This window comes from Pseudomonas saponiphila (assembly GCF_900105185.1).
GTDB classification, from domain to species: domain Bacteria; phylum Pseudomonadota; class Gammaproteobacteria; order Pseudomonadales; family Pseudomonadaceae; genus Aquipseudomonas; species Aquipseudomonas saponiphila.
Genome location: NZ_FNTJ01000001.1, coordinates 1,755,247 through 1,780,166, shown reverse-complemented (window position 1 = coordinate 1,780,166; position 24,920 = coordinate 1,755,247). Strand labels below are relative to the sequence as shown.

The 24,920-nt window shown below is 61.6% G+C and carries 21 protein-coding genes and 4 pseudogenes; 9 read left to right on the top strand and 16 right to left on the bottom strand.

Annotated features, from left to right (window positions below; translation table 11 throughout):
* Window positions 1-125: 125 nt before the first annotated feature.
* Complete coding sequence (locus BLV47_RS08520; protein ID WP_016964073.1) at window positions 126-404, bottom strand: hypothetical protein; 279 nt, start codon at window positions 402-404, stop codon at window positions 126-128.
* Window positions 405-625: 221 nt separating this feature from the next.
* On the opposite strand from BLV47_RS08520, the gene BLV47_RS08515 reads away from it, so the two are divergent.
* On the top strand, window positions 626-1,663 hold the full coding sequence (locus tag BLV47_RS08515) for a patatin-like phospholipase family protein (RefSeq protein WP_092312099.1): 1,038 nt from the start codon (window positions 626-628) through the stop codon (window positions 1,661-1,663).
* A gap of 25 nt (window positions 1,664-1,688) precedes the next feature.
* Here BLV47_RS08515 and BLV47_RS08510 read toward each other — a convergent pair whose 3' ends face one another.
* The 6 genes from BLV47_RS08510 to kdpF form a co-directional block, all read right to left on the bottom strand.
* On the bottom strand, window positions 1,689-2,384 hold the full coding sequence (locus BLV47_RS08510; protein WP_092312096.1) for a response regulator: 696 nt from the start codon (window positions 2,382-2,384) through the stop codon (window positions 1,689-1,691).
* A 100-nt stretch (window positions 2,385-2,484) separates the two neighbouring features.
* Entirely contained in the window at window positions 2,485-5,136 is a 2,652-nt protein-coding gene (locus BLV47_RS08505) for a sensor histidine kinase (RefSeq protein WP_092312093.1), read from the bottom strand.
* Window positions 5,137-5,204: 68 nt separating this feature from the next.
* On the bottom strand, window positions 5,205-5,750 hold the full coding sequence (gene kdpC / locus BLV47_RS08500) for a potassium-transporting ATPase subunit KdpC (protein ID WP_016964077.1): 546 nt from the start codon (window positions 5,748-5,750) through the stop codon (window positions 5,205-5,207).
* Window positions 5,751-5,845: 95 nt separating this feature from the next.
* Window positions 5,846-7,930, bottom strand: coding sequence for a potassium-transporting ATPase subunit KdpB (gene kdpB, locus BLV47_RS08495; protein ID WP_092312090.1), 2,085 nt, complete (start codon window positions 7,928-7,930; stop codon window positions 5,846-5,848).
* A gap of 10 nt (window positions 7,931-7,940) precedes the next feature.
* Window positions 7,941-9,635, bottom strand: coding sequence for a potassium-transporting ATPase subunit KdpA (kdpA, locus tag BLV47_RS08490; RefSeq protein WP_092312087.1), 1,695 nt, complete (start codon window positions 9,633-9,635; stop codon window positions 7,941-7,943).
* A gap of 11 nt (window positions 9,636-9,646) precedes the next feature.
* Window positions 9,647-9,736: a K(+)-transporting ATPase subunit F gene (gene kdpF / locus BLV47_RS08485; protein ID WP_016964080.1), complete on the bottom strand. Its 90-nt coding sequence runs from the start codon at window positions 9,734-9,736 to the stop codon at window positions 9,647-9,649.
* Between the two features lie 332 nt (window positions 9,737-10,068).
* Here kdpF and eat point away from each other — a divergent pair, with 332 nt between their 5' ends.
* Both eat and BLV47_RS08475 read left to right on the top strand, forming a co-directional pair.
* A complete protein-coding gene (gene eat / locus BLV47_RS08480) occupies window positions 10,069-11,433 on the top strand; it encodes an ethanolamine permease (RefSeq protein WP_092312084.1) in 1,365 nt (454 codons plus the stop codon).
* 131 nt (window positions 11,434-11,564) lie between these two features.
* Window positions 11,565-11,732: a DUF2897 family protein gene (locus BLV47_RS08475; protein WP_082729282.1), complete on the top strand. Its 168-nt coding sequence runs from the start codon at window positions 11,565-11,567 to the stop codon at window positions 11,730-11,732.
* A 43-nt stretch (window positions 11,733-11,775) separates the two neighbouring features.
* Here BLV47_RS08475 and BLV47_RS08470 read toward each other — a convergent pair whose 3' ends face one another.
* Window positions 11,776-12,627, bottom strand: a complete 852-nt coding sequence (locus BLV47_RS08470; protein WP_092312081.1) for an urea carboxylase-associated family protein — start codon at window positions 12,625-12,627, stop codon at window positions 11,776-11,778.
* A 24-nt stretch (window positions 12,628-12,651) separates the two neighbouring features.
* Window positions 12,652-13,296 carry a GntR family transcriptional regulator gene (locus BLV47_RS08465; RefSeq protein ID WP_092312078.1) on the bottom strand — a complete coding sequence of 215 codons (645 nt, stop codon included), beginning with the start codon at window positions 13,294-13,296 and terminating at the stop codon, window positions 12,652-12,654.
* 188 nt (window positions 13,297-13,484) lie between these two features.
* On the opposite strand from BLV47_RS08465, the pseudogene BLV47_RS08460 reads away from it, so the two are divergent.
* Window positions 13,485-13,619, top strand: a pseudogene (locus BLV47_RS08460) (TetR/AcrR family transcriptional regulator); the annotation flags it as partial.
* 93 nt (window positions 13,620-13,712) lie between these two features.
* On the opposite strand, the gene istB (BLV47_RS08455) reads toward BLV47_RS08460, so the two are convergent.
* A complete protein-coding gene (gene istB, locus BLV47_RS08455) occupies window positions 13,713-14,462 on the bottom strand; it encodes an IS21-like element IS1474 family helper ATPase IstB (protein WP_062838242.1) in 750 nt (249 codons plus the stop codon).
* On the bottom strand, window positions 14,350-16,035 hold the full coding sequence (gene istA / locus BLV47_RS08450) for an IS21 family transposase (protein WP_062838241.1): 1,686 nt from the start codon (window positions 16,033-16,035) through the stop codon (window positions 14,350-14,352). Before istA (BLV47_RS08450) ends, istB (BLV47_RS08455) begins: the two co-directional genes overlap by 113 nt.
* A gap of 225 nt (window positions 16,036-16,260) precedes the next feature.
* Here istA (BLV47_RS08450) and BLV47_RS08445 point away from each other — a divergent pair.
* Window positions 16,261-16,692, top strand: a pseudogene (locus BLV47_RS08445) (TetR/AcrR family transcriptional regulator); the annotation flags it as partial.
* A 13-nt stretch (window positions 16,693-16,705) separates the two neighbouring features.
* Here BLV47_RS08445 and BLV47_RS36490 read toward each other — a convergent pair.
* Window positions 16,706-17,081, bottom strand: a pseudogene (locus BLV47_RS36490) (SDR family NAD(P)-dependent oxidoreductase); the annotation flags it as partial.
* Window positions 17,082-17,155: 74 nt separating this feature from the next.
* Window positions 17,156-18,290 (bottom strand): IS3 family transposase gene (locus BLV47_RS08435; protein ID WP_092312075.1). Its coding sequence is split into 2 segments (ribosomal slippage): window positions 17,156-18,038 and window positions 18,037-18,290, totalling 1,137 coding nucleotides; the frame shifts between segments, so codons are not numbered across the junction.
* A 97-nt stretch (window positions 18,291-18,387) separates the two neighbouring features.
* Between BLV47_RS08435 and BLV47_RS08430 the strand changes: the two are divergent.
* The 4 genes and pseudogenes from BLV47_RS08430 to istB (BLV47_RS08420) all read left to right on the top strand — a co-directional run.
* Window positions 18,388-18,483: pseudogene (locus BLV47_RS08430) on the top strand (transposase domain-containing protein); the annotation flags it as partial.
* A gap of 20 nt (window positions 18,484-18,503) precedes the next feature.
* Entirely contained in the window at window positions 18,504-18,785 is a 282-nt protein-coding gene (locus tag BLV47_RS36105; RefSeq protein ID WP_167365630.1) for a hypothetical protein, read from the top strand.
* Between the two features lie 186 nt (window positions 18,786-18,971).
* Entirely contained in the window at window positions 18,972-20,657 is a 1,686-nt protein-coding gene (gene istA / locus BLV47_RS08425) for an IS21 family transposase (protein ID WP_062838241.1), read from the top strand.
* Entirely contained in the window at window positions 20,545-21,294 is a 750-nt protein-coding gene (gene istB / locus BLV47_RS08420; RefSeq protein WP_062838242.1) for an IS21-like element IS1474 family helper ATPase IstB, read from the top strand. Before istA (BLV47_RS08425) ends, istB (BLV47_RS08420) begins: the two co-directional genes overlap by 113 nt.
* A 106-nt stretch (window positions 21,295-21,400) precedes the next feature.
* On the opposite strand, the gene BLV47_RS08415 is transcribed toward istB (BLV47_RS08420), so the two are convergent.
* The 3 genes from BLV47_RS08415 to BLV47_RS08405 form a co-directional block, all read right to left on the bottom strand.
* The gene (locus tag BLV47_RS08415; RefSeq protein WP_092312072.1) at window positions 21,401-21,730 is read right to left on the bottom strand and encodes a ComEA family DNA-binding protein; all 330 of its coding nucleotides are present in this window, start codon (window positions 21,728-21,730) and stop codon (window positions 21,401-21,403) included.
* A gap of 110 nt (window positions 21,731-21,840) precedes the next feature.
* Window positions 21,841-23,829 (bottom strand): polysaccharide biosynthesis protein, encoded by a 1,989-nt coding sequence (locus BLV47_RS08410; protein ID WP_092312069.1) that lies wholly within the window; start codon window positions 23,827-23,829, stop codon window positions 21,841-21,843.
* A 62-nt stretch (window positions 23,830-23,891) separates the two neighbouring features.
* Complete coding sequence (locus BLV47_RS08405; RefSeq protein WP_092312066.1) at window positions 23,892-24,908, bottom strand: MraY family glycosyltransferase; 1,017 nt, start codon at window positions 24,906-24,908, stop codon at window positions 23,892-23,894.
* Window positions 24,909-24,920 lie beyond the last annotated feature (12 nt).

Here is a 24,920-nt window from a genome sequence, read left to right as displayed (position 1 = left end):
GACGTGCAAGCCTGAATTCGGCTTATTCAGCTCAAGAATGAAAACGTGGGCCCGTGACCGGCATTGCGCCCGGTCACGGGCCCACGCTATGAGGGTTGCAGCTTCAGCGTAGCGTCTGGTGCGGATCAGCGCCCGGCACGCGACTCACGAATGTAGAAGCGCGCCTTCTCGGCTTTCTTGGTGCAACCTTCAAAGGCTTCGAATTGCTGCTGGGTCTTGGCGCCGGTCAACAGCGACAGGGCCTTGGAATAGCTCACGGTGCCCGCGAACCCTTCGGCCTTGGCCAGGTCCAGCTCATGCCAGGCGGCGTCCAGCTGAGTGCCGCAACTGTCGCGGTAGGCGGTCTTGCCCGCGCAACCGGTCAGAACCAATGCAATCAGGGGCAAACAGATCCAGGCTTTCATCAATGACACCTCGGGAAATAAGAAACAGTCGTACAGGTTAAGACGATGGCAGCTGCAAAAAGTGCCTGTCTCGACCTTGGGAAAATATAGCCGCGGGAGCATAGCGCCACCGCCCCATAGCCCCTAGGAAAAATACTGATGCATGCCGCTGGCGCATCGGCAATTGAACCCCGGGGCGCTATGGGTGCATTGTTGCAACCTGTTTGGCGAAAGGACGAATCATGAACAAACGTGTGGCATTGGTCCTCGGCTCAGGAGGCGCGCGCGGGTATGCCCATATCGGGGTCATCGAGGAGATCGAAAGACGCGGGTATGACATTGCCTGCATTGCCGGTTGCTCGATGGGCGCGGTGGTGGGCGGCATCTACGCGGCGGGCAAGCTCGCCGAGTACCGGGAATGGATCGAAAGCCTGGACTACCTCGATGTGCTGCGCCTGGTGGACGTGAGCTTCCGCCTGGGGGCGATTCGCGGCGAAAAGGTCTTCGGCCAGATCCGCAAGATCGTCGGTGACATCAACATCGAAGACCTGCGCATTCCCTACACTGCCGTGGCCACCGACCTCACCAACCAACAGGAAATCTGGTTCCAGGAGGGCTGCCTGCATCAGGCCATGCGCGCCTCGGCGGCCATACCCAGCCTGTTCACTCCAGTGATGCAAGGCAACCGCATGCTGGTGGACGGCGGCCTGCTCAACCCGCTGCCGATCGTACCGGTGGTGTCCAGTCACTGCGACCTGATCATCGCGGTCAACCTCAACTCCACCAACCAGCGCCACTACCAGTTGCCGGTGATCCAGCGCCCGCCGGCGTTCAAGAGCCGCTTCGACAGCCTGATCAATTCCCTCGGCTCGCACCTGCCATTTCGCCGCAAGCAGGCCGAGCAACTGTTGCTGCTCGAACAGGAGGCCTTCAAGAGCGAAGCGGCCGAGATCAATCCCTGGGTCGAAGGCGCCGAGCCGGAGGCCCAGCAACCGGCTGCCGCCCCGGAAACCGAAGGCGCGCCCAAGTCCGCCAGTGGTTCATTCATCATCGACAACGTCGGCCCGGCATCGCTGCTGGACCTGGTGAACCAGAGCTTCGAGGTGATGCAGACCTCACTGGCGCAGTACAAGATTGCCGGCTACCCGCCAGACATCCTGATCAACGTGCCCAAGCGCGTGTGCCGCTTCTTCGAGTTCTACAAGGCGCCGGAACTGATCGCCCTGGGTCGGGAAATCGCCAGCGACACCCTGGACCGCTACGAACTGGAACAGCGCTGAGCCTGCAAGACCCGCGCCTGGCAGCTCAGCAATCACCGCCCAACAGCCGGTAGCCCACTCCCGCCTCGGTCACGATGAAACGAGGCCGGGTCGGGTCGTCCGCCAGTTTCTGCCGCAGATGCCCGACCACGATCCGCAGGTAGTGGCTGTCCTCGGTGTGGGTCGGTCCCCAGATGTCCTTGAGCAACTGCTGCTGGGTGATCACCCGCCCGGGATGCCGTGCCAACTGCGCCAGCACGGCGTACTCCTTGCGGGTCAGCGCCACTTCAAGACCGTCCAGAAGCACCCGGCGATAGGCCAGGTCCACCGTCAGCGGCCCCACCTGCAAGGCCGCTTCCTGCACCTCGCCGGCGGGCGCCTGGCGCAACAGCGCGCGGATGCGCGCCAGGAACTCCTGGATGCCGAAGGGTTTGGTCACGTAGTCATTGGCGCCGCCATCCAGGGCTTCGACCTTCTGTACTTCGCTGGCGCGCACCGAAAGCACCAGCACCGGCACCGTCGACCACTCGCGAAACTCGCGCAGGACCTGCTGGCCATCCATGTCCGGCAGCCCCAGATCGAGCACCAACAGGTCCGGTTTGTTCAGCGCCGCGTGGGCCAGGCCTTCGGCACCGGTTCCGGCTTCAATCACTTTGTATCCTTGTGACGCCAGGCTGATGCGCAGGAACTTGCGGATCTGCGGCTCGTCGTCGATGACCAGGATGGTCGCGGTCTGGCTCATGGGTTCAATTCAAGGCAAATAGGAGGCAAAAGAGTAGCGCACGCCCCGCCACATCCAAATGGCATTCGCACGCGCTGGCAGCATTGCGGATCACGGCTCGTCACACATCGTTCTCCAGCTCCGGCTGGGCCTGCAGCGGCAGGTGCAAGGTGATGCAAGTCCCCTGGCCGTCGATGCCTTCGCCGACGCTGATATGCCCGCCATGGGCGCCGACCATGCCCTGGCAGATCGCCAGCCCCAGACCGGTGCCCTGTCCGCCACGGTCGCCGCGGGCGGAGGTGTAGAACATGTCGAAGATCTTCGCCCGCTCCTCCTCGGGAATCCCCGGCCCCTCGTCGCTGACGGCAAAGCTCAACTCACCCTCAGCGACACTGACTTTCAGTTGCAAACGCCCTTGGGGCGGCGAGAAGCGTGTGGCGTTTTCCAGGACATTGACCAGTGCCTGCTCGATCAGGGCCGCATGGACATAGAGCAGCGGCAGGTCCGGCGGCAACTCGGTGCTCACCCGCAACGGCGCCAGCACCACCCGCAGACGGTTCAGGGCGCTGCCGACTATGTCCCCCGGCGCCACCCAGTCCCGGGCCAGCTTCAACGCACCATGTCCAAGCCGGGTCATGTCCAGCAGGTTCTGGATGTAGCGATCCAGGCGCTCGGCTTCATCGCGCGTGCCTTCGAGCAATTCGCGCCGATCTTCCAGGGGGATCGCCTCCCCCAGGGCCAGCAGACTGTCGATACTGCCGCGCATCGACGTCAGCGGCGTGCGCAGGTCGTGGGACACCGAGGCCAGCAAGGCACTGCGCAACTGTTCGGTTTCGCCGTGCAGGCGCGCCGCCTCCAGGTCCTCGGCCAGACGCGCCCGGGCCAGGGCCTGGGCCAGGGGCTGGCTGAGGGCCGTGAGCAGGCGCCGGCGCTGGCCGCTGAATTCCTCGCCTTCCCTGGGGCACACTCCCAACAGCCCCAGGGGACCGTCGTCCACCGAGAGCGGCCACCACCACCAGCGTCCGAATGGCAGGGTCCCGGTGCCCAGTCCCGCCGGTTGATCATGCTGCCAGGCCCAGTCCGCCGCGGCCCGCTCGGCCTCGGAAAACTGCAGCGAACCACCGGTCTCGACTTTCCAGCCACCCTGCCCGTCGCGATTGAGCAGGCAGATGCGCAACTCATCGCGACCATGCAGGTGCTGGGCTGCGGCGCTGATCACTGCCTGCCGATCGGTAGCGGCGGTGAGCTTACGCGACAGATCGAGCAACTCCCCGGTTTCCTCCTGGGTTTCTCGCAACGCCTGCAGCTGCCGCCGCTGGCGCGCCGCCAGGTTGCCGGTGAGCGCCGCCATCAGCAGGAAGAACAACAGGGTCAGCACATCCTCTTCACGCTGGATGGCAAACGAGAAACTGGGCGGGATAAACAGAAAGTCATAAGCCAGAAACGACAGCGCGGCGCAGGCCAGGGCTGGCCCCTGGCTGCTGCGCACCGCCACCAGCAGGACTGCGGCGAGAAACACCAGCGAGATGTTCGGCAACGGCAGGACACTGGCCACACCCCAGGCCAGGGCGCTGGCCAGAACAGTCGCCAACAGCGCCAGGCCATAGTCGAACCACTGCAGGGAATGCTGGCTGCGCAAACCCGGCTGATGCGGCAGGGGGTCGCTGTCCAGGACATTGATCTCCAGGCCCTCGGCGTTACGCAACAGGCGCGCCGCCAGGCCGCCGCCAAACCAGCGCCGACGCCAGCGACGACTGGACTGCCCCACCAGCAGCAAACTGGCACGCCGTTCGGCGGCGTGCTGGATCAAGGTCTTGGCCACCTCGCCGGCCCGCAGCAGCACCACCTCCCCGCCCAGGCGCTCAGCCAGTTGCTGCGCCGCCTGCAAACGCAGGCGCGATTGCTCGTCCTGCAGCCGGCCATTGTCCACATGCACCAGGCTCCAGGGCAGGTGCCGACGCTGGGCCACGCGACTGGCATGGCGCACCAGGCGCTCGGCCTGGGCATCGCCATCAATGCCCACCAGCAAACGCCCGCGCACCGCCGGCGCCGCCTGGCCGAGCTGGCGATAGCCCAGGGCCAGGTCGTTATCCACCTGGGCCGCAGCGGTCTGCATCGCCAACTCGCGCAGGGCGGTGAGATTGGTCTGGGTAAAAAACGCATCGATGGCCGCCCGCGCCTGCTCCGGCACATAGACCTTGCCGTCTCGCAGGCGCTCCAGCAGCTCGCGTGGCGGCAGGTCAACCAGCAGCAGTTCATAGGCTTCCTGCAGCACCCAGTCGGGCAGGGTTTCACGCACCTGGACCCCGGTGATGCCGCGGACCTGATCATTCAGGCTTTCCAGGTGCTGGACATTGACCGTAGTGAACACGTCGATGCCGGCTGCCAGCAGTTCCTGAATATCCTGCCAGCGCTTGGCGTGCCGACTGCCGGGGGCATTGCTGTGGGCCAGTTCGTCCACCAGCACCAGCTTGGGCTTGGCCTTGAGCAGGCCGTCCAGGTCCATTTCCTCGAGCATCACCCCGCGGTATTCCGAACGCACCAGGGGCTGTTGCGGCAAGCCGGCCAGCAGCGCCTCGGTCTCGGCGCGGCCGTGGGTTTCCACCACCCCGGCGAGCACCTTGACCCCTTGGCGCAGTTGCGTGTGGGCAGCCTGGAGCATGGCGTAGGTCTTGCCGACGCCGGGAGCGGCACCGAGAAAGACCTTGAGCCGGCCACGACCGTCCCGGGGCAGTTCAGCGAGCAGCGCATCGGCGCGACCGGAATCACTCATGGGGTATCTCTCTGCAACGAAACATTCAATTCACCAGGCACTCTAGCTGCCGCCGCGGGCGTCAGCGCTTACAACTGATCCAGGGCTTGATTCAGGGTCAGCACGTTGACCACCGGCGGCCCCACCAGGGGCCGCTGGGTATGTGCCGCCACCAGTGCCCGCAGCTTGTCCGCCGGCAGATTGCGCGCCGCCGCGACCCGCGCCAGTTGATAGTCAATTGCCTCGGGTGGCAAGTGCGGATCAAGGCCGCTGCCCGAGGTGGTGAGCAGGGCCAGAGGCACTGGACCCTGACCCGGAACCTGGAGCTTGTGGGCATCGTCGATCACCCGGGTGGCCAGGGCCGGGTTGCTCGGTGCCAGGTTGCTGGCAGAGCTGGATACCGTGGCAAAGGCCCCCGCCGAAGGGCGCGGATGGAACCAGGCATCGCCGACAAAATCCTGGGCGATCAGGGCCGAGCCCCGCACCTTGCCCTCGGCATCACGCACCAGGCTGCCGTTGGCCTGGTCCGGGAAGGCCACCTGGGCCACTCCAGTGACCACCAGCGGATAAGCCACGCCGGTGATCAGAGTCATCAACACCATCAGGCTCAAGGCCGGACGCAATACGCTAGTCATTTCTCATTCCTCGATTCATTCGGTCGCATGTAGGAGCCGGCTGGCCGGCGATCAGGCCGCAAACCTTGCTGCGTCCTGCGCCGGCCAGCGACGGCCTACACCAGGTGCAGCGCGGTCAGCAGCATGTCGATCAGCTTGATCCCGACAAAGGGCACCACTATCCCGCCCACGCCGTAGATCAGCAGGTTGCGTCGCAGCAGGTGGGCGGCGCTGGCCGCCTGGACCCGCACGCCACGCAGCGCCAGGGGGATCAACACCACGATGATCAGGGCGTTGAACACGATCGCCGAGAGGATCGCGCTCTGCGGGCTGGTCAGTTGCATGATGTTGAGCACGCCCAGCTGTGGATAAATCGCCGCGAACAACGCCGGCAGAATGGCAAAGTACTTGGCCACGTCGTTGGCAATCGAGAAGGTGGTCAAGGCGCCACGGGTCACCAGCAACTCCTTGCCGATCTGCACCACGTCCAGCAGCTTGGTCGGATCGCTGTCCAGGTCGACCATGTTGGCCGCCTCGCGGGCCGCCTGGGTGCCATCGTTCATCGCCATGCCGACATCGGCCTGGGCCAGTGCCGGAGCGTCGTTGGCTCCGTCGCCGCACATGGCCACCAGACGCCCGTCGTTCTGCTCATGGCGGATGCGCGCCAGTTTCTTTTCCGGCGTGGCCTCGGCCAGCACATCATCGACCCCGGCCTCCGCGGCGATGGCGGCGGCGGTCAGCGGGTTGTCGCCGGTGACCATGACGGTGCGGATCCCCAGCTTGCGCAACTCGGCGAAACGCTCGCGGATACCGGGCTTGACCACATCCTTGAGGTGAATGGCGCCGAGCATCCGGCCTTCGCCACAGACCAGCAGCGGCGTGCCGCCGCTCTGGGCGATCTTGTCGATCTCCCGGGACAGGGCCGGGGCCAGGTCGCGGCGCTCCAGGCCGACGAAACTCAGTACCGAATCCACCGCACCCTTGCGATAGATCCGCCCCTGGTAGTCGACGCCGGAGAGGCGGGTTTCCGCACTGAAGGGGACGGCGGTCAACGCATCACTGGCCGGCTCGGGCTGTGGATAAAGTTCACGCAGGTACTCGACGATGGATTTGCCTTCGGCGGTGTCGTCCGCCAGGGAGGCCAGCAAGGCCGCCTCCGCCAGCTCCCGGGCGTTGACCCCGGGAGCCGGGTGGACGGCGCTGCAACGACGGTTGCCGAAGGTGATGGTGCCGGTCTTGTCCAGCAACAGCACGTGCACGTCCCCTGCCGCTTCCACCGCGCGACCGGATTTGGCGATCACGTTCAGGCGCACCAGTCGGTCCATCCCGGCGATCCCGATCGCCGACAGCAGGCCGCCAATGGTGGTGGGGATCAGGGTCACCAGCAACGCCACCAGGAACACCAGCGGCAGGCTGCCATTGGCGAAGTGAGCGAAGGGCTGCAGGGTCACCACCACCAGCAGGAAAATCAGGGTCAGGCCGATCAGCAGGATGTCCAGGGCCACTTCATTGGGCGTCTTCTGCCGCTTGGCGCCCTCCACCAGGGCGATCATGCGATCCAGGGTCGACTCGCCGGGGTTGCTGGTGATGCGCACCAGCAGCCAGTCGGAGACCAACCGGGTATTGCCGGTCACCGCCGAACGATCACCGCCGGATTCGCGGATCACCGGCGCCGACTCACCGGTAATCGCCGCCTCGTTGACCGCGGCGATGCCCTCGATCACTTCACCGTCCCCCGGGATCATTTCCCCGGCTTCGACGCGAACCACATCGCCTTTGCGCAGCTGGGTCGCCGGCACCAGCTGATAACCGCCGTCGGCGCTCCGGCGCCGGGCGCTCAAGCCCTCGCTGCCGGCCTTGAGGCTGTCGGCGCGAGCCTTGCCCCGGCCTTCGGCCAGGGCTTCGGCGAAGTTGGCAAACAGCACCGTGAACCACAGCCAGAGGGCGATCTGGGCGGCAACGAAAGTCGGCACCGCAGTGTCCGGCACGAAACACAGCACGGTGGTCAGGATCGCCGTCAACTCCACCACCAGCATCACCGGCGAGCGCTGCAACTGGCGCGGATCGAGCTTGACGAAGGCCTGGATCAGCGCCGGACGCCACAGGGCCGAGATTGCGGTACTCGACGCCTCGGCCTTGGCCGGCTTGGTCTTGGCGAGCGCATCGGCCGCCTTGTTCGAGGCAGGAACATGCATATTCATCATCAGGTCCTCAGAAGCCCATGCTCAGGTGTTCGGCGATCGGGCCCAGCGCCAGGGTCGGCAGGAAGGTCAGGCCCCCTACCAGCAAAATGGTCACGGTCAGCAAGGCCACGAACAACGGGCCATGGGTGGGGAAGCTGTTCAGGCCGATGGGCGCGGTTTTCTTCAAGCCCAGGCTGCCGGCCAGGGCCAGCACCGGCAGGATGTAGCCGAAACGACCGATCAGCATGCCCAGGCCCAGCATCAGGTTGTGGAACGGGGTATTGGCGCTGAAGCCACCGAACGCCGAACCGTTGTTGGCGCTGGCCGAGGTGTAGGCGTACAGCAACTGGCTGAAGCCGTGGGGCCCCGGGTTGCTGATGGCAGCGGCCGGGCCCGGCAGGCTGGCGGCCAGGGCGCCCAGGACCAGCACGCCGATGGGCATCACCATCAAGGTCACTACCAGCAGTTGCACTTCCTTGGCTTGGAGTTTCTTGCCCAGGTACTCCGGAGTGCGGCCGATCATCAATCCCGCCAGGAACACCGCGATCAGTACGTTCAGCAGCATGCCGTAGAGACCAGCCCCCACGCCGCCGAAGATCACTTCGCCGACCATCATGTTTATCAGCGCCACCATTCCACTGAGCGGGTTGAGGCTGTCATGCATGCCGTTTACCGAGCCATTGGAGGCTGCGGTGGTGGTCACCGACCAGAGCACCGTGGCGGTGGTGCCGAAGCGTGCCTCCTTGCCTTCCAGCGGGGCGGTCTGTTCTACCGCTGCGTTCTGCAACGCCGGGTTGGGCTGGTACTCGGCCCACAGCGAGGTGGCGCCGCCGATCAGGAACAGGGCGAACATGCAGGCGATGATGGCGCGGCTCTGGCGCAGGTCCTTGACGTAATGGCCGAAGGTAAACACCAGGGCCACCGGAATCAGGATGATCGACACCAGTTCCAGCAGGTTGCTCCAGGCGCTGGGGTTCTCGAACGGATGGGCCGAATTGACGCCGAAGAAGCCGCCGCCGTTGGTGCCCAGCTGCTTGATGGCGATCTGGCTGGCTGCCGGGCCCAGGGGGATCACCTGATCGTTGCCTTGCAGGGTCAGGGCGTCCACGTAATGGGCAAAGGTCTGAGGCACGCCTTGCCAGACCAGGAACAGGGCCAGCAGCAGGCACAGGGGCAGCAGGCCATAAAGGGTCGCGCGGGTCATGTCGACCCAGAAATTGCCCAGGGTGCGAACCGAACGCCGGCCGATGCCGCGGCACAGGGCAACCAGCACCGCCAGCCCGGTGGCCGCACTGACGAAGTTCTGCACGGTCAGGCCCACCATCTGACTGAGGTAGCTCAGGGAAGCTTCACCGCTGTAGGACTGCCAGTTGGTGTTGGTCATGAAACTGACCGCCGTATTGAACGCCAGGGTCCATTCCTGCCCAGGAAGATTCTGCGGGTTGAGCGGCAAGTGATCCTGGAACAGCAGGATGGCGAACAGCAGGACAAAGCCTGCAAGGTTGAACGCCAGCAGGGCCAGGGCGTATTTCTGCCAGCTCTGCTCCACTTGCGGGTCGACCCCGGAAACCCTGTAACAGGCACGCTCCACCGGCCCCAGGAGCGGCGTCAGCCAGGTGCGCTGGCCCTCCATGACCCGGTAGTAGAAACGTCCCAGCCAGGGCGCCGGCAACAGCACCAGGGCGAAAAAGGCCAGGATCAGCCAATAGTCATAACTGTGCATAACCGCAGCTCCTAGTTCCGGTCCGCGCGCAACAGCGCAACCAGTAGATAAACGAACAGGCCCACTGCCAGCAGCAGCGACACCGCGTCCAGAATGTTCATGGAATGTCTCCGAGGTACGGCGATTGCCGCGAATGCCGTCATTGTCCGCAGGGTCCCTGTAAAGGAACGAGAGCGACGGGGTGGGCAGCCCATAAAGAAAGCGTAAAGACTGGGTTGGCGCGCACGGTGGCAGGACGGGCCTGAGAGGCCAACAGCGGCCGCGCCCCAAAAAGAAGCGCAAGGACCGCGCGGGAGGCAGGGCATCAGCGGCGAAAAACCGGGAAATATCCTCGATACGACAGCTTTCCCGGCTTTACGACGCGGGTTGCCGGACTGGCATGGCTGCTGCAGCGGCCTGTCCCGAGCACTTTCAACCGTTCGGGGAGCCACCGATGAACACACAACTCAAACCCACCTTGGGCACGCTGCATTTATGGGGAATCGCGGTTGGCCTGGTGATTTCCGGAGAATATTTCGGCTGGAGCTATGGCTGGGGGGTAGCCGGGACCCTGGGCTTTTTGCTGACCTCCTTATTGGTCGCCACCATGTATACCTGCTTTATATTCAGTTTCACCGAACTGACCACCGCCATTCCCCATGCGGGAGGCCCGTTTGCCTATAGCCGTCGTGCCTTCGGCGAGAAAGGCGGCTTGATTGCCGGATTGGCCACCCTGATCGAGTTCGTCTTCGCCCCGCCGGCCATTGCCCTGGCGATTGGTGCCTATCTGAATGTGCAGTTTCCGGCGCTGGACCCCAAGCACGCCGCGGTGGGCGCTTACATCGTGTTCATGGGCCTGAACATTCTCGGGGTGAAACTGGCGGCCACCTTCGAACTGGTGGTCTGCGTACTGGCGGTGGCGGAGCTCCTGGTGTTCATGGGGGTGGTGGCCCCGGCCTTCAGCTTCAGCAACTTTGCCCTCAATGGCTGGGCCGGTGCCGACACCTTCGGAGCTCCGGCGATCGCCGGGATGTTCGCGGCAATTCCCTTCGCCATCTGGTTCTTCCTGGCCATCGAGGGCGCCGCCATGGCCGCCGAGGAAGCCAAGGATCCCAAGCGCACCATTCCCAAGGCCTACATCAGCGGCATTCTGACCCTAGTGCTGCTGGCCATGGGCGTCATGTTCTTCGCCGGCGGCGTGGGCGACTGGCGCACCCTGTCGAACATCAACGACCCCCTGCCCCAGGCAATGAAGGCGGTGGTCGGCGACAGTTCCGGCTGGCTGCACATGCTGGTGTGGATCGGTCTGTTCGGACTGGTTGCCAGTTTTCACGGGATCATCCTCGGCTATTCGCGGCAGTTCTTCGCCCTGGCCCGGGCCGGTTACCTGCCCGCCTCCCTGGCCAGGCTGTCGCGCTTTCAAACACCGCACCGAGCGATCATCGCCGGCGGCCTGATCGGCATCGCCGCGATCTACAGCGACGGCCTGATCAACCTGGGGGGCATGACCCTGACGGCGGCGATGATCACCATGGCTGTGTTCGGCGCCATCGTGATGTACATCATGAGCATGCTCAGCCTGTTCAAACTGCGTCGGGCCGAGCCGAACCTGCCACGCAGCTTTCGCGCTCCTGGCTATCCGCTGGTGCCGGGCATCGCCCTGGTCCTGGCCCTGGTGTGCCTGGTCGCCATGGCCTGGTTCAACGCCCTGATCGGCCTGATCTTCCTTGCTTTCATGGTGCTGGGCTTCATCTACTTCCAACTCACCGCACAACTGCGGGCCAATGCTCCGGCGGACGCCATGCTCACCGGGCTGTAGGCATCGGTCGCTTCTGGCCGGGGCAATAGGGCATACAATGGAACCCGCGCGAATTGCTTTAACTCAAAGCACTACAGGCTGTGCCGAGGACGAACCTTCGTTCTCGGGAACTGCCGTTCAAGGAGAGTCCTATGCCCTGGTATGCCTGGTTGATTCTGGTGGTTGCTATCGGTTCGATCGTTGGCGGCTTGATGCTGCTGCGCGACACCGCCAACAAGGTGGAGTTGACCGATGAGCAGCGTAAACGCGTGGCGCAGCGCAACGCGGAAATGGATGCCAAGGAAGCACGAGATCGTTAATCCCCAGCCCCTTCACCTACGGATGAAGGGGCTATTTCGTGCCCTACTGTTCCCATTCGGCCTTGGCGATATGCAAGCCGTGCAATCCTTTGTAGGCCGCGCGCTGCGGCTGGCTCCAGCCTTCGAGCAAGGCTTGGTCGAGGCGATATATCTCGACGCCCAGCGGCCGGCACACGCTCAAGGGATCCTGGGCGTCCGGGCCCCACATCGGTAGCGACAGATCACCGCCCGGGCAGGTCGACAACGCACACAGCAAGTCGATCTCGGCAAAGAACTCCAGATAATCGCCCTTCTGTGCCGGACAGGCCTTCATGAAATACATGTCGTCATGATTCAGGCCGGTGCACTGAAAGATGTTCAAGACATCGTGCACGTCGAACTCGGTCAGCCCGTGGGGCAGAACCGCCCGGGTCAGGTTGGAGTGACAGTGGTGATGGAAGTCCTCGCCGGTGAGCATTCGGTTCACATAGGGATCACAACGGGTACCCAACAGGTCATGGAGGCGACCGCCGTGCTCATCAATGCCGTAATTCGCCAGGCTGTCATCGGTGATGGTGACCAGGGGCCGAAGAAAAGGCAGGTTCGACCAGAGTCGATCATGGGTACTGACGTGAGCCCCTTGCAACTGTCGGGTCCGGGCCGCCCATAACCTTTCCCGCGGGTCGTTGGCATTCCAGACGTTGAAGTCTCCCACCTGCGGCCCTGCCGGAGTGGTGACGCGAAACACATGTCCGGCGGGAACCTTCCAGGCACGCCCGGTGCGAATCGGTACTTCAAACTGCTCGACCAGCGTGCGCAGCTCACGGCTGTCGCGAATACGTTCATAGAACGCCGTGTCCACCTGCAGCGCCGAACCTTTACTGACCTGGTAAGCCGCCGGATAGTCTTTGTACATGGGTATCGCCCTCGCTCAGTAACGTCAGGATTGGCTGAACATGCTCAACAACAAACGCTCGGAGTCGTCCAGATACGTCTCCATGGCCTGGCCGGCGGAGGTTCTGTCCCCCTCTGCCAACCACTGGTAAATGATCCGGTCACGCATTAGCCAGGGTGCCTGAAACTGCGCTTCGTCCGGCGCGTTGCAAAACACCAGGCGCAACTGAGCGACCACATTGGTGAAGAACTCATCGAACAACGGTGAATCCAGCAGCCCCACCACATGCTGATGGAAGCGCAAACCATGGGTACCGACGGCGCGCCAGTCTTCACGTTCCCGTGCCAGATCGGCCGCTTCGATGGCATCGAGCATGCGGTCGGATTGCTGCTCACGCAGGGGGCGGGCGTTGGCGATTGCCTGCAACTCGAGAGTACGTCGTACCCGAAACAGGTCCCGTATATCGTCATGACCAAGACGGCGGACCACCACACCTTTATGCCGGACATATAGGGCCAGGCCCTCCTGCCCCAAACGATGCAGTGCTTCACGGATGGTGTTGCGAGAGGCGTTGTAACTGTTGACCAGCTCACTTTCCACCAGCGGCATGCCAGGCAGCAAGCGACCACCGATGATGTCCGCACGCAGTTCCACGGTGATCTGGTCCGCCAGGGATAAACCGTTGCTCATGGAAGCGCCTCTGGATTGTTCAACAACTTTTGATCAATCAACCAACAATTATCGTGCCAAATACTCCAAAGGTTCCGATCAGCAACACCTGTCAGAACGCTGTACATACAGATAAAGCTTACAAGAAGGAGCGGCGTTGTCTGACCATCCTTGGTTAAAATGGCGCTCTAGATGTGGAGGTTTCTCAAATGCGTTATTCAGCAGACCATAAAGCCCAGACTCACCAACGCATTATCAAAGAAGCTTCGGAACGCTTTCGCCGTGATGGAATAGGTGCAACCGGGTTACAACCCCTGATGAAGGCCCTGGGTTTGACCCATGGCTGCGGATTTCGGTGAACGTGACCGAGCGTTTCGCTAATACGTGACCGGTGCTTCCACCCCGGTTGCGCGGGTTCTGGATTGTAATCGCATCGGTCACGATGCGGCTTGTTCCTCGGCTTTTTTTCGGCGCAGCGACTCGCCTTTCATCGTCAGTCGGTAGGCGTTGTGCACCAGGCGGTCGAGGATGGCATCGGCCAGGGTCGGGTCGTTGATCCAGCCGTGCCAGTGCTCGATGGGCAGTTGGCTCGTCAGGATGGTGGAGCGGCTGCCAGCGCGGTCGTCGATCACCTCCAGCAGGTCATGCCGGGCTCCTTCCTCCAGCGGGGCTAGCGCCCAGTCGTCCAGCACCAGGACGTCGACCTTTGCCAGCTGTTGCAGGGTACGGCCGAAGCTGCCGTCGCCATGAGCGATGCGCAGTTGTTCCAGCAGGCGCGGGGTGCGCAGGTACAGGGTGCTATAGCCCTGGCGGCAGGCCTGGTTGCCCAGGGCGCAGGCCAGCCAGGTTTTGCCGGCACCGGTCGGGCCGGTCAGCAGCAGGTTGTGCTGCTGGCGGATCCAGTCGCCACTGGCCAGGGTGGCGATCAGACGCTCGTCCAGGGCGCGTCCGGTGCGGCGGTCGAGATCTTCCAGGCAGGCGTTGGCGTACTTGAGCTTGGCCTTCTTGCGCAGCCGTACCAGGCGCTGGTTGTCACGCCAGGCCAGTTCGCGGTCGAGCAGTAGGCCGAGGCGTTCATCGAAGCTCAGGCTGTGGCTGGCCGGCAGCGTCCATTGCTCTTCCAGGGCGCGGGCCATGCCGTCCAGGCGTAGCTGGTGCAGTTGATTCAGGGTGTGTTGCGGCATCATCGAACAGCTCCTGTTGCGGGGGTTGGTAGTAGTCGGCGCCACGGACGTTCTCGTGGTCGCCGGGTAAGGTCGTTTCGGCGGCACGCTGGGGCAGCGGCTGTTGATCCAGGCCTTGCTGGAGCAGGTTGCGCACGCTGCGCCCGGTGAAGGCGCGCAGGTGTACGGCACGTTCGGCAGCGGCTTCCAGGCGTGCATTGCCATAGCGCCGGGCCAGCGAGAGCAGGCCGAGGCAGGCGCGGTAGCCCATCTCCGGGTGCGGCTTGTGGGTCAGTTGGTGATCGATCAGTTGGCGCGTGTAGGGGCCGATCCGCGCGCCCCAGTCGAGCAGGCGTTGTGGCGTCCATTCGCGATGCGCCTGGTGCGCCGCGGGCATGTGCTCGCGCTGGGTACTGTAAGCGCCGCGTCGCCCCAGCAGCAGGTGGCTGGCCACCCGCCGGTTGCCATGCAGCACTTCCAGGGTGTGTGCCGTCAGTCGCACGTCCACGTTCTGCCGGGCCAGGGCGGAGGGCACGCTGTAGAAGCTGCCATTGACCTCGATGTGGTAGTCGATGCTGACCTTGCAGCGCTTGAAGGTGGCGACCTCGTAGGGATGCACCGGCAGCGCTCGCAAGGCCGGGCGATCCAGGCGCTCGAACCAGTCGCGCCGGCAGCCATCGAGCCGCTTGAACGGGCGCCGATTCAGATCCTCCAGCAGCTCGGCGATGGCCTGGTTAAGCGCATGCAGGCTGAAGAACTGCCGATGGCGCAGCCGCGCCATGATCCAGCGCTCGACCACCTGCACCGCCACCTCGGCCTTGGCCTTGTCCTGAGGCTTGCGTGGCCGTGCCGGCAGGATCACCGTCTGGTAATGACGCGCGCACTCCAGCGTGGCCCGGTTCAGGCCCGGCTCGTAGCGATCCGGCTGGGCGACCAGGGCGCGCGGATTGTCCGGCACAACCATTTCCGGCACGCCGCCAAAGTAGGTCAGAGCCTGGCCCAGCGAGGTCAGCCAGTCCACCTGGGTTTCGCCTGGCGTCGCGCAGGCATAGGTGTAATTCGAGGCGCCCAGGGCGGCGACGAAGATGTGCGCCCGGCGCACTTCGCCGGTGGCCGGGTCGACCACCGGCAGCGTCGGCCCGGCATAGTCGATGAATAGCTTCTCGCCCGCACGGTGCAGCTGACGCATCGAACGTTTGAGCGTCTGGGCGTAGCGCCGGTAGTGCTCGACGAACTGGGTGTAGCGGTAGGTCGGCTGGCCCGCATGCGCGGCGAGATATTCCTCCCACAGCAGCTGCAAGGTCACGCCCTTGCGTCGCAACTCGCGGTGGATGCTCAGCACATCGGGCAGCACTCGCTCACCGCGCGGCTTGTTCGTCGACGTCGGTGCAAACAAGGCGGCCGCCAGCGCGGCCTCGTCCATGGCCACCAGCGCCGGCCAGTCCAGCCCGGCCACCCGCGCCGCCGCGATGTACTTGCTAACCACGCCCTTGGACAGCTGCAAGGCACGGGCAATCTTCTCGTGGGACAAGCCGGCCTCAAACTTGAGGCGCAGACATTCTTTGATGTTTCGCATGGCTACTCGCGGCGCCGCCATCTTCCTCTCCCGAAATCGGTCGAGGATGGCGGCGCATCAGGTCATGCGCAACGAAGGGGAAGGCTTTCGCTAAGTCGTGACCGGCGATTTCGGTAAGCCGTGACCACCTGTTTCGGAACAGGCGGAAAATCGGTCACGTTGCTACCGAAATGAGCGGTCACGCGTTAGCGAAATGACCGGTCACGATCAACCGAAACGGCCGGTCACGGTGCTCCGAAATCCGCACATGGCGGTTTCTACTCCCACTTCAAATCCAAGGACGAGTTGGTAGAAGAAGCGCTGCGTGCAGCAGCGCAAGACCTTGACGCCCATTGCGCCATGCTGTTCGCCCAGGAGCAGCCGCTGCGAGCCTTTATCGACAGCTACCTGTCCGCTTGGCACCAGGCTTCGCCCCATCAAGGCTGCCCGCTGCCGACCATGAGTGCGGAGCTCGGCCAGCGCGGCCAGCCCAGCGCCACCACCGATACGGTGCTCAATGCCAGGCTGGAGCAGGTTGCCGCCACCCTGGACGGAGCAGATCAGGCGCAGCGCAGCCTGATGATTATGTCGACCCTGGTCGGTGCGTTGATGCTCTCGCGCAGCGTGGAGAATCCCGAACTGGGTGTACGCATACTGGAAACCGTCCGTGAGGGCCTGAAGACACAGGAACAGGTGTAACTCCTAAGTCGCCTTACTTGTAGCGCGCGGCGGCACTGCTTCTCGACAGATTGGGCGCCAGGGCCAAACACGCGGCCACCAGGGCCTGCAGTCCGCCGCATCGGACAATGAAGGCAGGCTCATCAATTCGTCCCGCTCGAAACCGCTCAAGGCGGCATCGACCATCTCTTCAACCTCCATCACCATGTCTGCTGGAATGGCCACTGCATCCAGCCCGGAACGCTGCCAGATATCAGGGCGGGTAACTCCAGGCAGAACGGCCTGGACCTTCACACCGCGGCCCTGCAACTCGGCATCCAGCGACTGGGCCGGCTCAGCACATAAGCCTTGGTCGCGCTGTAAGTGGCGCTGAAGCGCTCCGGGATCAGGGCCACCACCGACGCGATATTGGACTGCCCCCGGCATCGTAGACATCTCCAGCCTATGCTTGGACTACCCCCGCTCCCGTAGACATTTTCCAGCCTCAAAGTGAGGCACTTTCAAAGGCCGCAGGACTGACGCCGCCCAGGTGACTGTGACGACGCGTTCGGTTGTAAAACGCCTCAATGTAATCGAATACGTCGGCACGGGCCATGTCCCGGGTTTTGTAGATCCTCTTGCGGATACGTTCTTTTTTCAGGCTACTGAAAAAAGACTCAGCCACGGCATTGTCCCAGCAGTTTCCTCGGCGGCTCATACTCGGCTCGAGGTGGTTGGCCAGACAAAAACGTTTCCAGTCATCGCTACCATATTGGCTACCCTGATCCGAATGCACGATGACTCTGGTTTTGGGTTTGCGGCGCCATACCGCCATGAGCAGCGCGTCCAGCACCAGCTCTTTGCCTAGCGTTGGCTTCATTGACCAGCCGACCACCTTGCGAGCGTAGAGATCCAGTACGACAGCCAGATATAGCCATCCCTGCCACGTTCGGATGTAAGTGATATCGGTCACCCAAGCCTTATTAGGGGCATCGACAGTGAAGGCCCGGTTGAGTCGATTGGGGGCAATCATCGATGGTCTTCCTTTGATTGCGCGCGGGGCTTTATATCCTCTGAGCGCCTTGATTTTGTTGGTGCGCATCAATGCCGCGACACGGTGCTTGCCGCAACTTCCTCCAGCCTCGCGCAAATCAGCAAACACCCTCCGTGCGCCATACACACCTCGACTAGCCGCATAGGAGTCGCGGATCAGCCCTAACAGCCGACCATTCTCTTTTTCGCGATCAGAAACAGGCTTGTGTAGCCATTGATAGAACCCGGCACGAGCAACTCGCAAAACCCGACACAGCATAGTGATCGCGTATTGATGTCGGTGCTCGTTCATGAAGCGGTATTTCACTCGGGTTCCCTGGCGAAGTACCGCGCTGCTTTTTTAATATGTCGCGCTCTTCTTCCAAGCGTCGCATTTGGGCTCGCAGCCGCAAAATCTCGCTTTTGGCTTCGAGCAACTCGCTGGCCTGTTTCTCGGTTTTGTCAGGCGTCACGGCTTTGACCCATTTGTAGAGGCTGTGGGTCGAAACGCCGAGGCGCTCGGCTGTTTCCGCAACGGAGTATCCACGTTCAATAACTTGCCTCACGGCTTCTGCCTTGAATTCCGGCGTGAATCGTTGGGTGCTCATAAACTTCCTCCTATGCTCAAAGCATAGGCTGGAGATGTCTACGATGCCGGGGGCAGTCCATTTTAAGGCATGGAGGTGTCTACGAAACCCGGGGCGATTCAGCCTGGTCGAGACCACCAAGGTCAACGGCCAAGAGCCTTATACGTGGCTACGCCACGTACTAGAGCGGCAGTCGCATGCCTCGTTAGTATAGGACTACGAGGCGCCACTGCCATGGAACTGCTCGCCAGAAATGCCACAGTCCGTTGCACCACTGTTGGGCAGATGGGGTTTATGGATCGCATACATAGCAATGAAGGCCTTGGACGAAGAAGTCCGTCCGACAAGAAATATTACGACAACAATATTACTGGCATTATGAGAATAATCTATCGCCTTGATGCAATTTCTCTTTTGAGCCGCGAGGTTGCAGGGCTGCAAAAAGGCCGATCAAAGACCGGCCTTCGGGTGCTAAGGTGCGGATTTCGGAGCACCGTGACCGGCCGTTTCGGTTGATCGTGACCGGTCATTTCGCTAACGCGTGACCGCTCATTTCGGTAGCAACGTGACCGATTTTCCGCCTGTTCCGAAACAGGTGGTCACGGCTTACCGAAATCGCCGGTCACGACTTAGCGAAAGCCTTCCCCTTCGTTGCGCATGACCTGATGCGCCGCCATCCTCGACCGATTTCGGGAGAGGAAGATGGCGGCGCCGCGAGTAGCCATGCGAAACATCAAAGAATGTCTGCGCCTCAAGTTTGAGGCCGGCTTGTCCCACGAGAAGATTGCCCGTGCCTTGCAGCTGTCCAAGGGCGTGGTTAGCAAGTACATCGCGGCGGCGCGGGTGGCCGGGCTGGACTGGCCGGCGCTGGTGGCCATGGACGAGGCCGCGCTGGCGGCCGCCTTGTTTGCACCGACGTCGACGAACAAGCCGCGCGGTGAGCGAGTGCTGCCCGATGTGCTGAGCATCCACCGCGAGTTGCGACGCAAGGGCGTGACCTTGCAGCTGCTGTGGGAGGAATATCTCGCCGCGCATGCGGGCCAGCCGACCTACCGCTACACCCAGTTCGTCGAGCACTACCGGCGCTACGCCCAGACGCTCAAACGTTCGATGCGTCAGCTGCACCGTGCGGGCGAGAAGCTATTCATCGACTATGCCGGGCCGACGCTGCCGGTGGTCGACCCGGCCACCGGCGAAGTGCGCCGGGCGCACATCTTCGTCGCCGCCCTGGGCGCCTCGAATTACACCTATGCCTGCGCGACGCCAGGCGAAACCCAGGTGGACTGGCTGACCTCGCTGGGCCAGGCTCTGACCTACTTTGGCGGCGTGCCGGAAATGGTTGTGCCGGACAATCCGCGCGCCCTGGTCGCCCAGCCGGATCGCTACGAGCCGGGCCTGAACCGGGCCACGCTGGAGTGCGCGCGTCATTACCAGACGGTGATCCTGCCGGCACGGCCACGCAAGCCTCAGGACAAGGCCAAGGCCGAGGTGGCGGTGCAGGTGGTCGAGCGCTGGATCATGGCGCGGCTGCGCCATCGGCAGTTCTTCAGCCTGCATGCGCTTAACCAGGCCATCGCCGAGCTGCTGGAGGATCTGAATCGGCGCCCGTTCAAGCGGCTCGATGGCTGCCGGCGCGACTGGTTCGAGCGCCTGGATCGCCCGGCCTTGCGAGCGCTGCCGGTGCATCCCTACGAGGTCGCCACCTTCAAGCGCTGCAAGGTCAGCATCGACTACCACATCGAGGTCAATGGCAGCTTCTACAGCGTGCCCTCCGCCCTGGCCCGGCAGAACGTGGACGTGCGACTGACGGCACACACCCTGGAAGTGCTGCATGGCAACCGGCGGGTGGCCAGCCACCTGCTGCTGGGGCGACGCGGCGCTTACAGTACCCAGCGCGAGCACATGCCCGCGGCGCACCAGGCGCATCGCGAATGGACGCCACAACGCCTGCTCGACTGGGGCGCGCGGATCGGCCCCTACACGCGCCAACTGATCGATCACCAACTGACCCACAAGCCGCACCCGGAGATGGGCTACCGCGCCTGCCTCGGCCTGCTCTCGCTGGCCCGGCGCTATGGCAATGCACGCCTGGAAGCCGCTGCCGAACGTGCCGTACACCTGCGCGCCTTCACCGGGCGCAGCGTGCGCAACCTGCTCCAGCAAGGCCTGGATCAACAGCCGCTGCCCCAGCGTGCCGCCGAAACGACCTTACCCGGCGACCACGAGAACGTCCGTGGCGCCGACTACTACCAACCCCCGCAACAGGAGCTGTTCGATGATGCCGCAACACACCCTGAATCAACTGCACCAGCTACGCCTGGACGGCATGGCCCGCGCCCTGGAAGAGCAATGGACGCTGCCGGCCAGCCACAGCCTGAGCTTCGATGAACGCCTCGGCCTACTGCTCGACCGCGAACTGGCCTGGCGTGACAACCAGCGCCTGGTACGGCTGCGCAAGAAGGCCAAGCTCAAGTACGCCAACGCCTGCCTGGAAGATCTCGACCGCCGCACCGGACGCGCCCTGGACGAGCGTCTGATCGCCACCCTGGCCAGTGGCGACTGGATCCGCCAGCAGCACAACCTGCTGCTGACCGGCCCGACCGGTGCCGGCAAAACCTGGCTGGCCTGCGCCCTGGGCAACCAGGCCTGCCGCCAGGGCTATAGCACCCTGTACCTGCGCACCCCGCGCCTGCTGGAACAACTGCGCATCGCTCATGGCGACGGCAGCTTCGGCCGTACCCTGCAACAGCTGGCAAAGGTCGACGTCCTGGTGCTGGACGACTGGGCGCTAGCCCCGCTGGAGGAAGGAGCCCGGCATGACCTGCTGGAGGTGATCGACGACCGCGCTGGCAGCCGCTCCACCATCCTGACGAGCCAACTGCCCATCGAGCACTGGCACGGCTGGATCAACGACCCGACCCTGGCCGATGCCATCCTCGACCGCCTGGTGCACAACGCCTACCGACTGACGATGAAAGGCGAGTCGCTGCGCCGAAAAAAAGCCGAGGAACAAGCCGCATCGTGACCGATGCGATTACAATCCAGAACCCGCGCAACCGGGGTGGAAGCACCGGTCACGTATTAGCGAAACGCTCGGTCACGTTCACCGAAATCCGCACTAAGGCATCAGGTCAATTGACCTCAAGCTTGTCGCGGTTACGCTCGAAAATGGTCTTGCCGATGCCTTTGACCTCTAGCAACTCATCCACCGAGGCAAATGGACCGTGCTCCTCACGGTGAGCGACTATTGCCTTGGCCTTGGCCTCGCCAATGCCGGACAGCTCTCGCTGCAGGGTTGCTGCATCAGCACTATTGAGGTTGACCTTGCCATGCTGGGCGGGAGCCCGTTGCACCACGGCGGGGGCTTCGACTTGGGCTTGGCTGAGAGGCACGGCATGGGAGGCCAGCGAGAGACTGGCCAGCAAGGCAAATACTAGGGAGGAAAACCTTGGGGTATGCATAATGACACTCCATGACATCGATAAGGAAAGCAGCTTTTCCGAAGCTGCCTTCCAAACCTAGGCGATGCCTGAAGCAAGTCAAAGATGGGAGGGTTACTGGTTGTGTAGGCTTAGGAATCAAAGCGCCGCTGTTGATAAATCCAGTCGACGATCTCGCCATCCGGTGTATAGCCGCTGACTGTTTCACGTAGCAACTGACGCACCCTTGCATAGTCATCTCGATCAACTGCAGCCAGCAGCTCAGCCAACTTGTCCTTCAACTCATTCCAGACAAGATAGTCCTCGTTGGCGCTCATGATCATTGGATGCAGAGTGGCAGAAACGTTGTCGCCAATCAGCAATTCTTCATATAACTTCTCGCCTGGACGCAGGCCGGTAAACTCGATCGCTATATCACCATGGGGGACTTTATCCGAGCGAATGCTCAACCCGGAAAGATGAATCATCCGCTCTGCCAGCTCGACAATTTTGACCGGTTCCCCCATATCCAGCACAAATACATCACCACCAAGCCCCATGGAACCCGCTTGGATAACCAACTGTGCAGCTTCAGGGATAGTCATGAAGTAACGTGTGATCTTAGGATGGGTAACGGTCAGTGGCCCACCTGATTTGATCTGCTTGTGAAACAACGGAATAACCGAACCGGAAGAACCCAGTACGTTGCCGAAACGCACCATGGTGAACCTGGTCTTGTTTTCCTTTTGCTCAGCCGTTTCATCGCCAAAGAGCACCGGATTTTTTTCGTGGCTAAGCGCCTGCAGCGTCAGTTCGGCCAGCCGCTTGGTGCTGCCCATGATGTTGGTAGGTCGAACCGCCTTGTCTGTCGAGATCAGTACAAAGTTAGTCACGCCTGCAACCAAAGCTGCTTGAGCCGTATTCAAGGTACCGATCACATTATTCAGAACACCTTCTGCAATATTGTGCTCAACCATTGGAACGTGCTTGTAAGCTGCCGCATGGTATACCGTATTGACATTCCAAACTTGCATCACATCAAGCAGCTTTGATGGATTTCGGATAGTGCCAAGAATAGGTATCAATTTTACCGACAGCGATTCGCGAGCAACTCGCCCTTCAAGCTCGGAAAGAATTGTGTATAAGTTGAACTCGCTGTGTTCGAACAATATAAGAGTAGTGGCCTGACCATTGAGTATCTGCCGGCACAGCTCCGAGCCAATAGAACCGCCCGCCCCTGTGACCATGACCACCTGATTCTTGGTGCAATGCTCCAACAGATGGGCTTGGCCAGGAACGGAATCCCGCCCCAGCAAGTCGGCAATATCGACCTCCTGGATATCATCTACCTTGACTCGTCCGCTAGCCAAGTCCATGAACCCCGGAACGCTGCGAACATGCACGGGGAAACCTTCCAGAAAGTTCAAAATCTCGCGGCGGCGGGCACGACTTGCAGAAGGAATGGCCAGAAGAACTTCCTGCGCACCTGTTGAATCAATCATTCTTTGAATATGTTTCGGCTGATAGACATGCAGCCCGGCAATGACACGATCAGCAATACTGCTGTCATCGTCAATGAAAGCCACTGGACGCATCGCTCGCCCCATCCGCAAAGCCGCAACCAGCTGATTGCCTGCAGCCCCCGCGCCGTAAATCGCTACTTTTGGTAATTCGTTATCAGGGTTGGCGAATGGCATGTGCTGAGTGGCCGGAAACCAATCGTCGAGAAAATACTGACGCATGGCCAGACGAAGACCGCCAATCATGATCAGGCTCAACCACCAGTAGTTGAAAATCAATGAACGGGGCACAACCGCCTGATGATTGCTGTACAGGTAGACAACGACTCCCAGAACCAATGCAGAAAGAGTGACGGCCTTGGTGATTACCACCAGCGCTTCAGTTCCGAAATAACGCAAGACCGCACGGTAAAGGCCAAAGCGAACAAACAGTGGAATAGAAATGACGGGGGCAGCCAAAAACAACCAAAGATGAACTTTTAATGGATTGATCATTTCATCGATGCCCAGACGGACGATGAACGCCAACCAAAGCGCCAGCCAAACCAACACAACATCAGTTACAACCTGCATCAAGCGCTTCTGCCGCCTGGGAAGTTGGAGTAACCACTGACGCAGCATACAAATATCCTTTTAAAATCATGCTAAAAAACAACGAAAAAGATTTCAAAAACCTTCTAACATTAAGCTTCGCGTTGCCCCGACTTGAAGAAAAATGCGAGAAAAATCAAAGGAAAATAGGCGATCAGTACACCCAAAATTCCGTTTATTTTGCCCACACCAACAACAAAAGCCATAGGTAGCAACCACAAGAAATTGATGAGGGCGACAGATACTGTCACAGGAAAGTGGCGCCCGCAAAGACGCGCAGCAAACTGGTAAGCATGGCTGCGATGAGCTTCATACACTTTTTCTCCCCTTAGAAGCCTATGAAGAAGAGTGAAAGTTGCGTCAACAATGAAGACGCCGAGCAGAATCAACCAACTCCACAACAACATGGGGTTAACCCAGGCAGCTTGTAAGGCCAAAAGCCCCAGAACAATTCCAAGGAAACCACTACCGGCATCCCCCATAAAAATTCTGGCAGATGGAAAGTTCCAATACAGGAACCCCAAGGCAGCAAACGCAAGGCTTAAAGGGCCCCATATGAACTCCGTACTGCCCGTGCCCCAGTACAACAGCGCCCCCCCCAAACCAACAAAGATCGCCTGTGCGCCTGCCAGACCATCAATACCGTCCATGAAATTATATAGGTTCAGCATCCAAACGAGATAAAGGACGGCAAGGACATTGCCGAACCACGCCAGATCAATTTGCTCATTGAAGAAGATAATCTTGGGCATGCCACCCAGCAGTGACAAGGCCAACACAGCTGCAACAAAATGCCCCAACAACCGCCAACGTGCTGGGATATGCCCGTGATCATCGAGAAAGCCAATAATGGCAACCAGGGATCCTGAAACGACCAAGGCCAGCATGGTTGCTAGAGCGAGCGCCTCAAGCTTCATTAACAACATCGCGCTGATAATGAATGAGAGAACAATCGCAACACCGCCGCCCCTGGGAGTAGGTTGCGAGTGCGAGCTTCGTGCATTAGGAACATCGATCAGGCTATTGGACAGGGCATACCAACGCAGAATAGCTGTACCGATGAAAGAGCATGCGACAGAAAATAGCAAAATCAAATACAATTTAGTCATCCACAATATTCT

Excerpts from the sequence above, each read along its gene's own strand:
- BLV47_RS36105 (WP_167365630.1), top strand. The coding sequence starts at position 18,504 with ATGGAACTGCTCGCCAGAAATGCCACAGTCCGTTGCACCACTGTTGGG.
- BLV47_RS08405 (WP_092312066.1), bottom strand. The coding sequence starts at position 24,908 with ATGACTAAATTGTATTTGATTTTGCTATTTTCTGTCGCATGCTCTTTC.
- kdpA (WP_092312087.1), bottom strand. The coding sequence starts at position 9,635 with ATGCACAGTTATGACTATTGGCTGATCCTGGCCTTTTTCGCCCTGGTG.
- BLV47_RS08465 (WP_092312078.1), bottom strand. The coding sequence starts at position 13,296 with ATGAGCAACGGTTTATCCCTGGCGGACCAGATCACCGTGGAACTGCGT.
- BLV47_RS08515 (WP_092312099.1), top strand. The coding sequence starts at position 626 with ATGAACAAACGTGTGGCATTGGTCCTCGGCTCAGGAGGCGCGCGCGGG.
- BLV47_RS08470 (WP_092312081.1), bottom strand. The coding sequence starts at position 12,627 with ATGTACAAAGACTATCCGGCGGCTTACCAGGTCAGTAAAGGTTCGGCG.
- kdpF (WP_016964080.1), bottom strand. The coding sequence starts at position 9,736 with ATGAACATTCTGGACGCGGTGTCGCTGCTGCTGGCAGTGGGCCTGTTC.
- istB (WP_062838242.1), bottom strand. The coding sequence starts at position 14,462 with ATGATGCCGCAACACACCCTGAATCAACTGCACCAGCTACGCCTGGAC.
- istB (WP_062838242.1), top strand. The coding sequence starts at position 20,545 with ATGATGCCGCAACACACCCTGAATCAACTGCACCAGCTACGCCTGGAC.
- BLV47_RS08520 (WP_016964073.1), bottom strand. The coding sequence starts at position 404 with ATGAAAGCCTGGATCTGTTTGCCCCTGATTGCATTGGTTCTGACCGGT.
- BLV47_RS08510 (WP_092312096.1), bottom strand. The coding sequence starts at position 2,384 with ATGAGCCAGACCGCGACCATCCTGGTCATCGACGACGAGCCGCAGATC.
- BLV47_RS08415 (WP_092312072.1), bottom strand. The coding sequence starts at position 21,730 with ATGCATACCCCAAGGTTTTCCTCCCTAGTATTTGCCTTGCTGGCCAGT.
- istA (WP_062838241.1), top strand. The coding sequence starts at position 18,972 with ATGGCGGCGCCGCGAGTAGCCATGCGAAACATCAAAGAATGTCTGCGC.
- BLV47_RS08505 (WP_092312093.1), bottom strand. The coding sequence starts at position 5,136 with ATGAGTGATTCCGGTCGCGCCGATGCGCTGCTCGCTGAACTGCCCCGG.
- BLV47_RS08475 (WP_082729282.1), top strand. The coding sequence starts at position 11,565 with ATGCCCTGGTATGCCTGGTTGATTCTGGTGGTTGCTATCGGTTCGATC.
- BLV47_RS08410 (WP_092312069.1), bottom strand. The coding sequence starts at position 23,829 with ATGCTGCGTCAGTGGTTACTCCAACTTCCCAGGCGGCAGAAGCGCTTG.
- istA (WP_062838241.1), bottom strand. The coding sequence starts at position 16,035 with ATGGCGGCGCCGCGAGTAGCCATGCGAAACATCAAAGAATGTCTGCGC.
- kdpC (WP_016964077.1), bottom strand. The coding sequence starts at position 5,750 with ATGACTAGCGTATTGCGTCCGGCCTTGAGCCTGATGGTGTTGATGACT.
- eat (WP_092312084.1), top strand. The coding sequence starts at position 10,069 with ATGAACACACAACTCAAACCCACCTTGGGCACGCTGCATTTATGGGGA.
- kdpB (WP_092312090.1), bottom strand. The coding sequence starts at position 7,930 with ATGAATATGCATGTTCCTGCCTCGAACAAGGCGGCCGATGCGCTCGCC.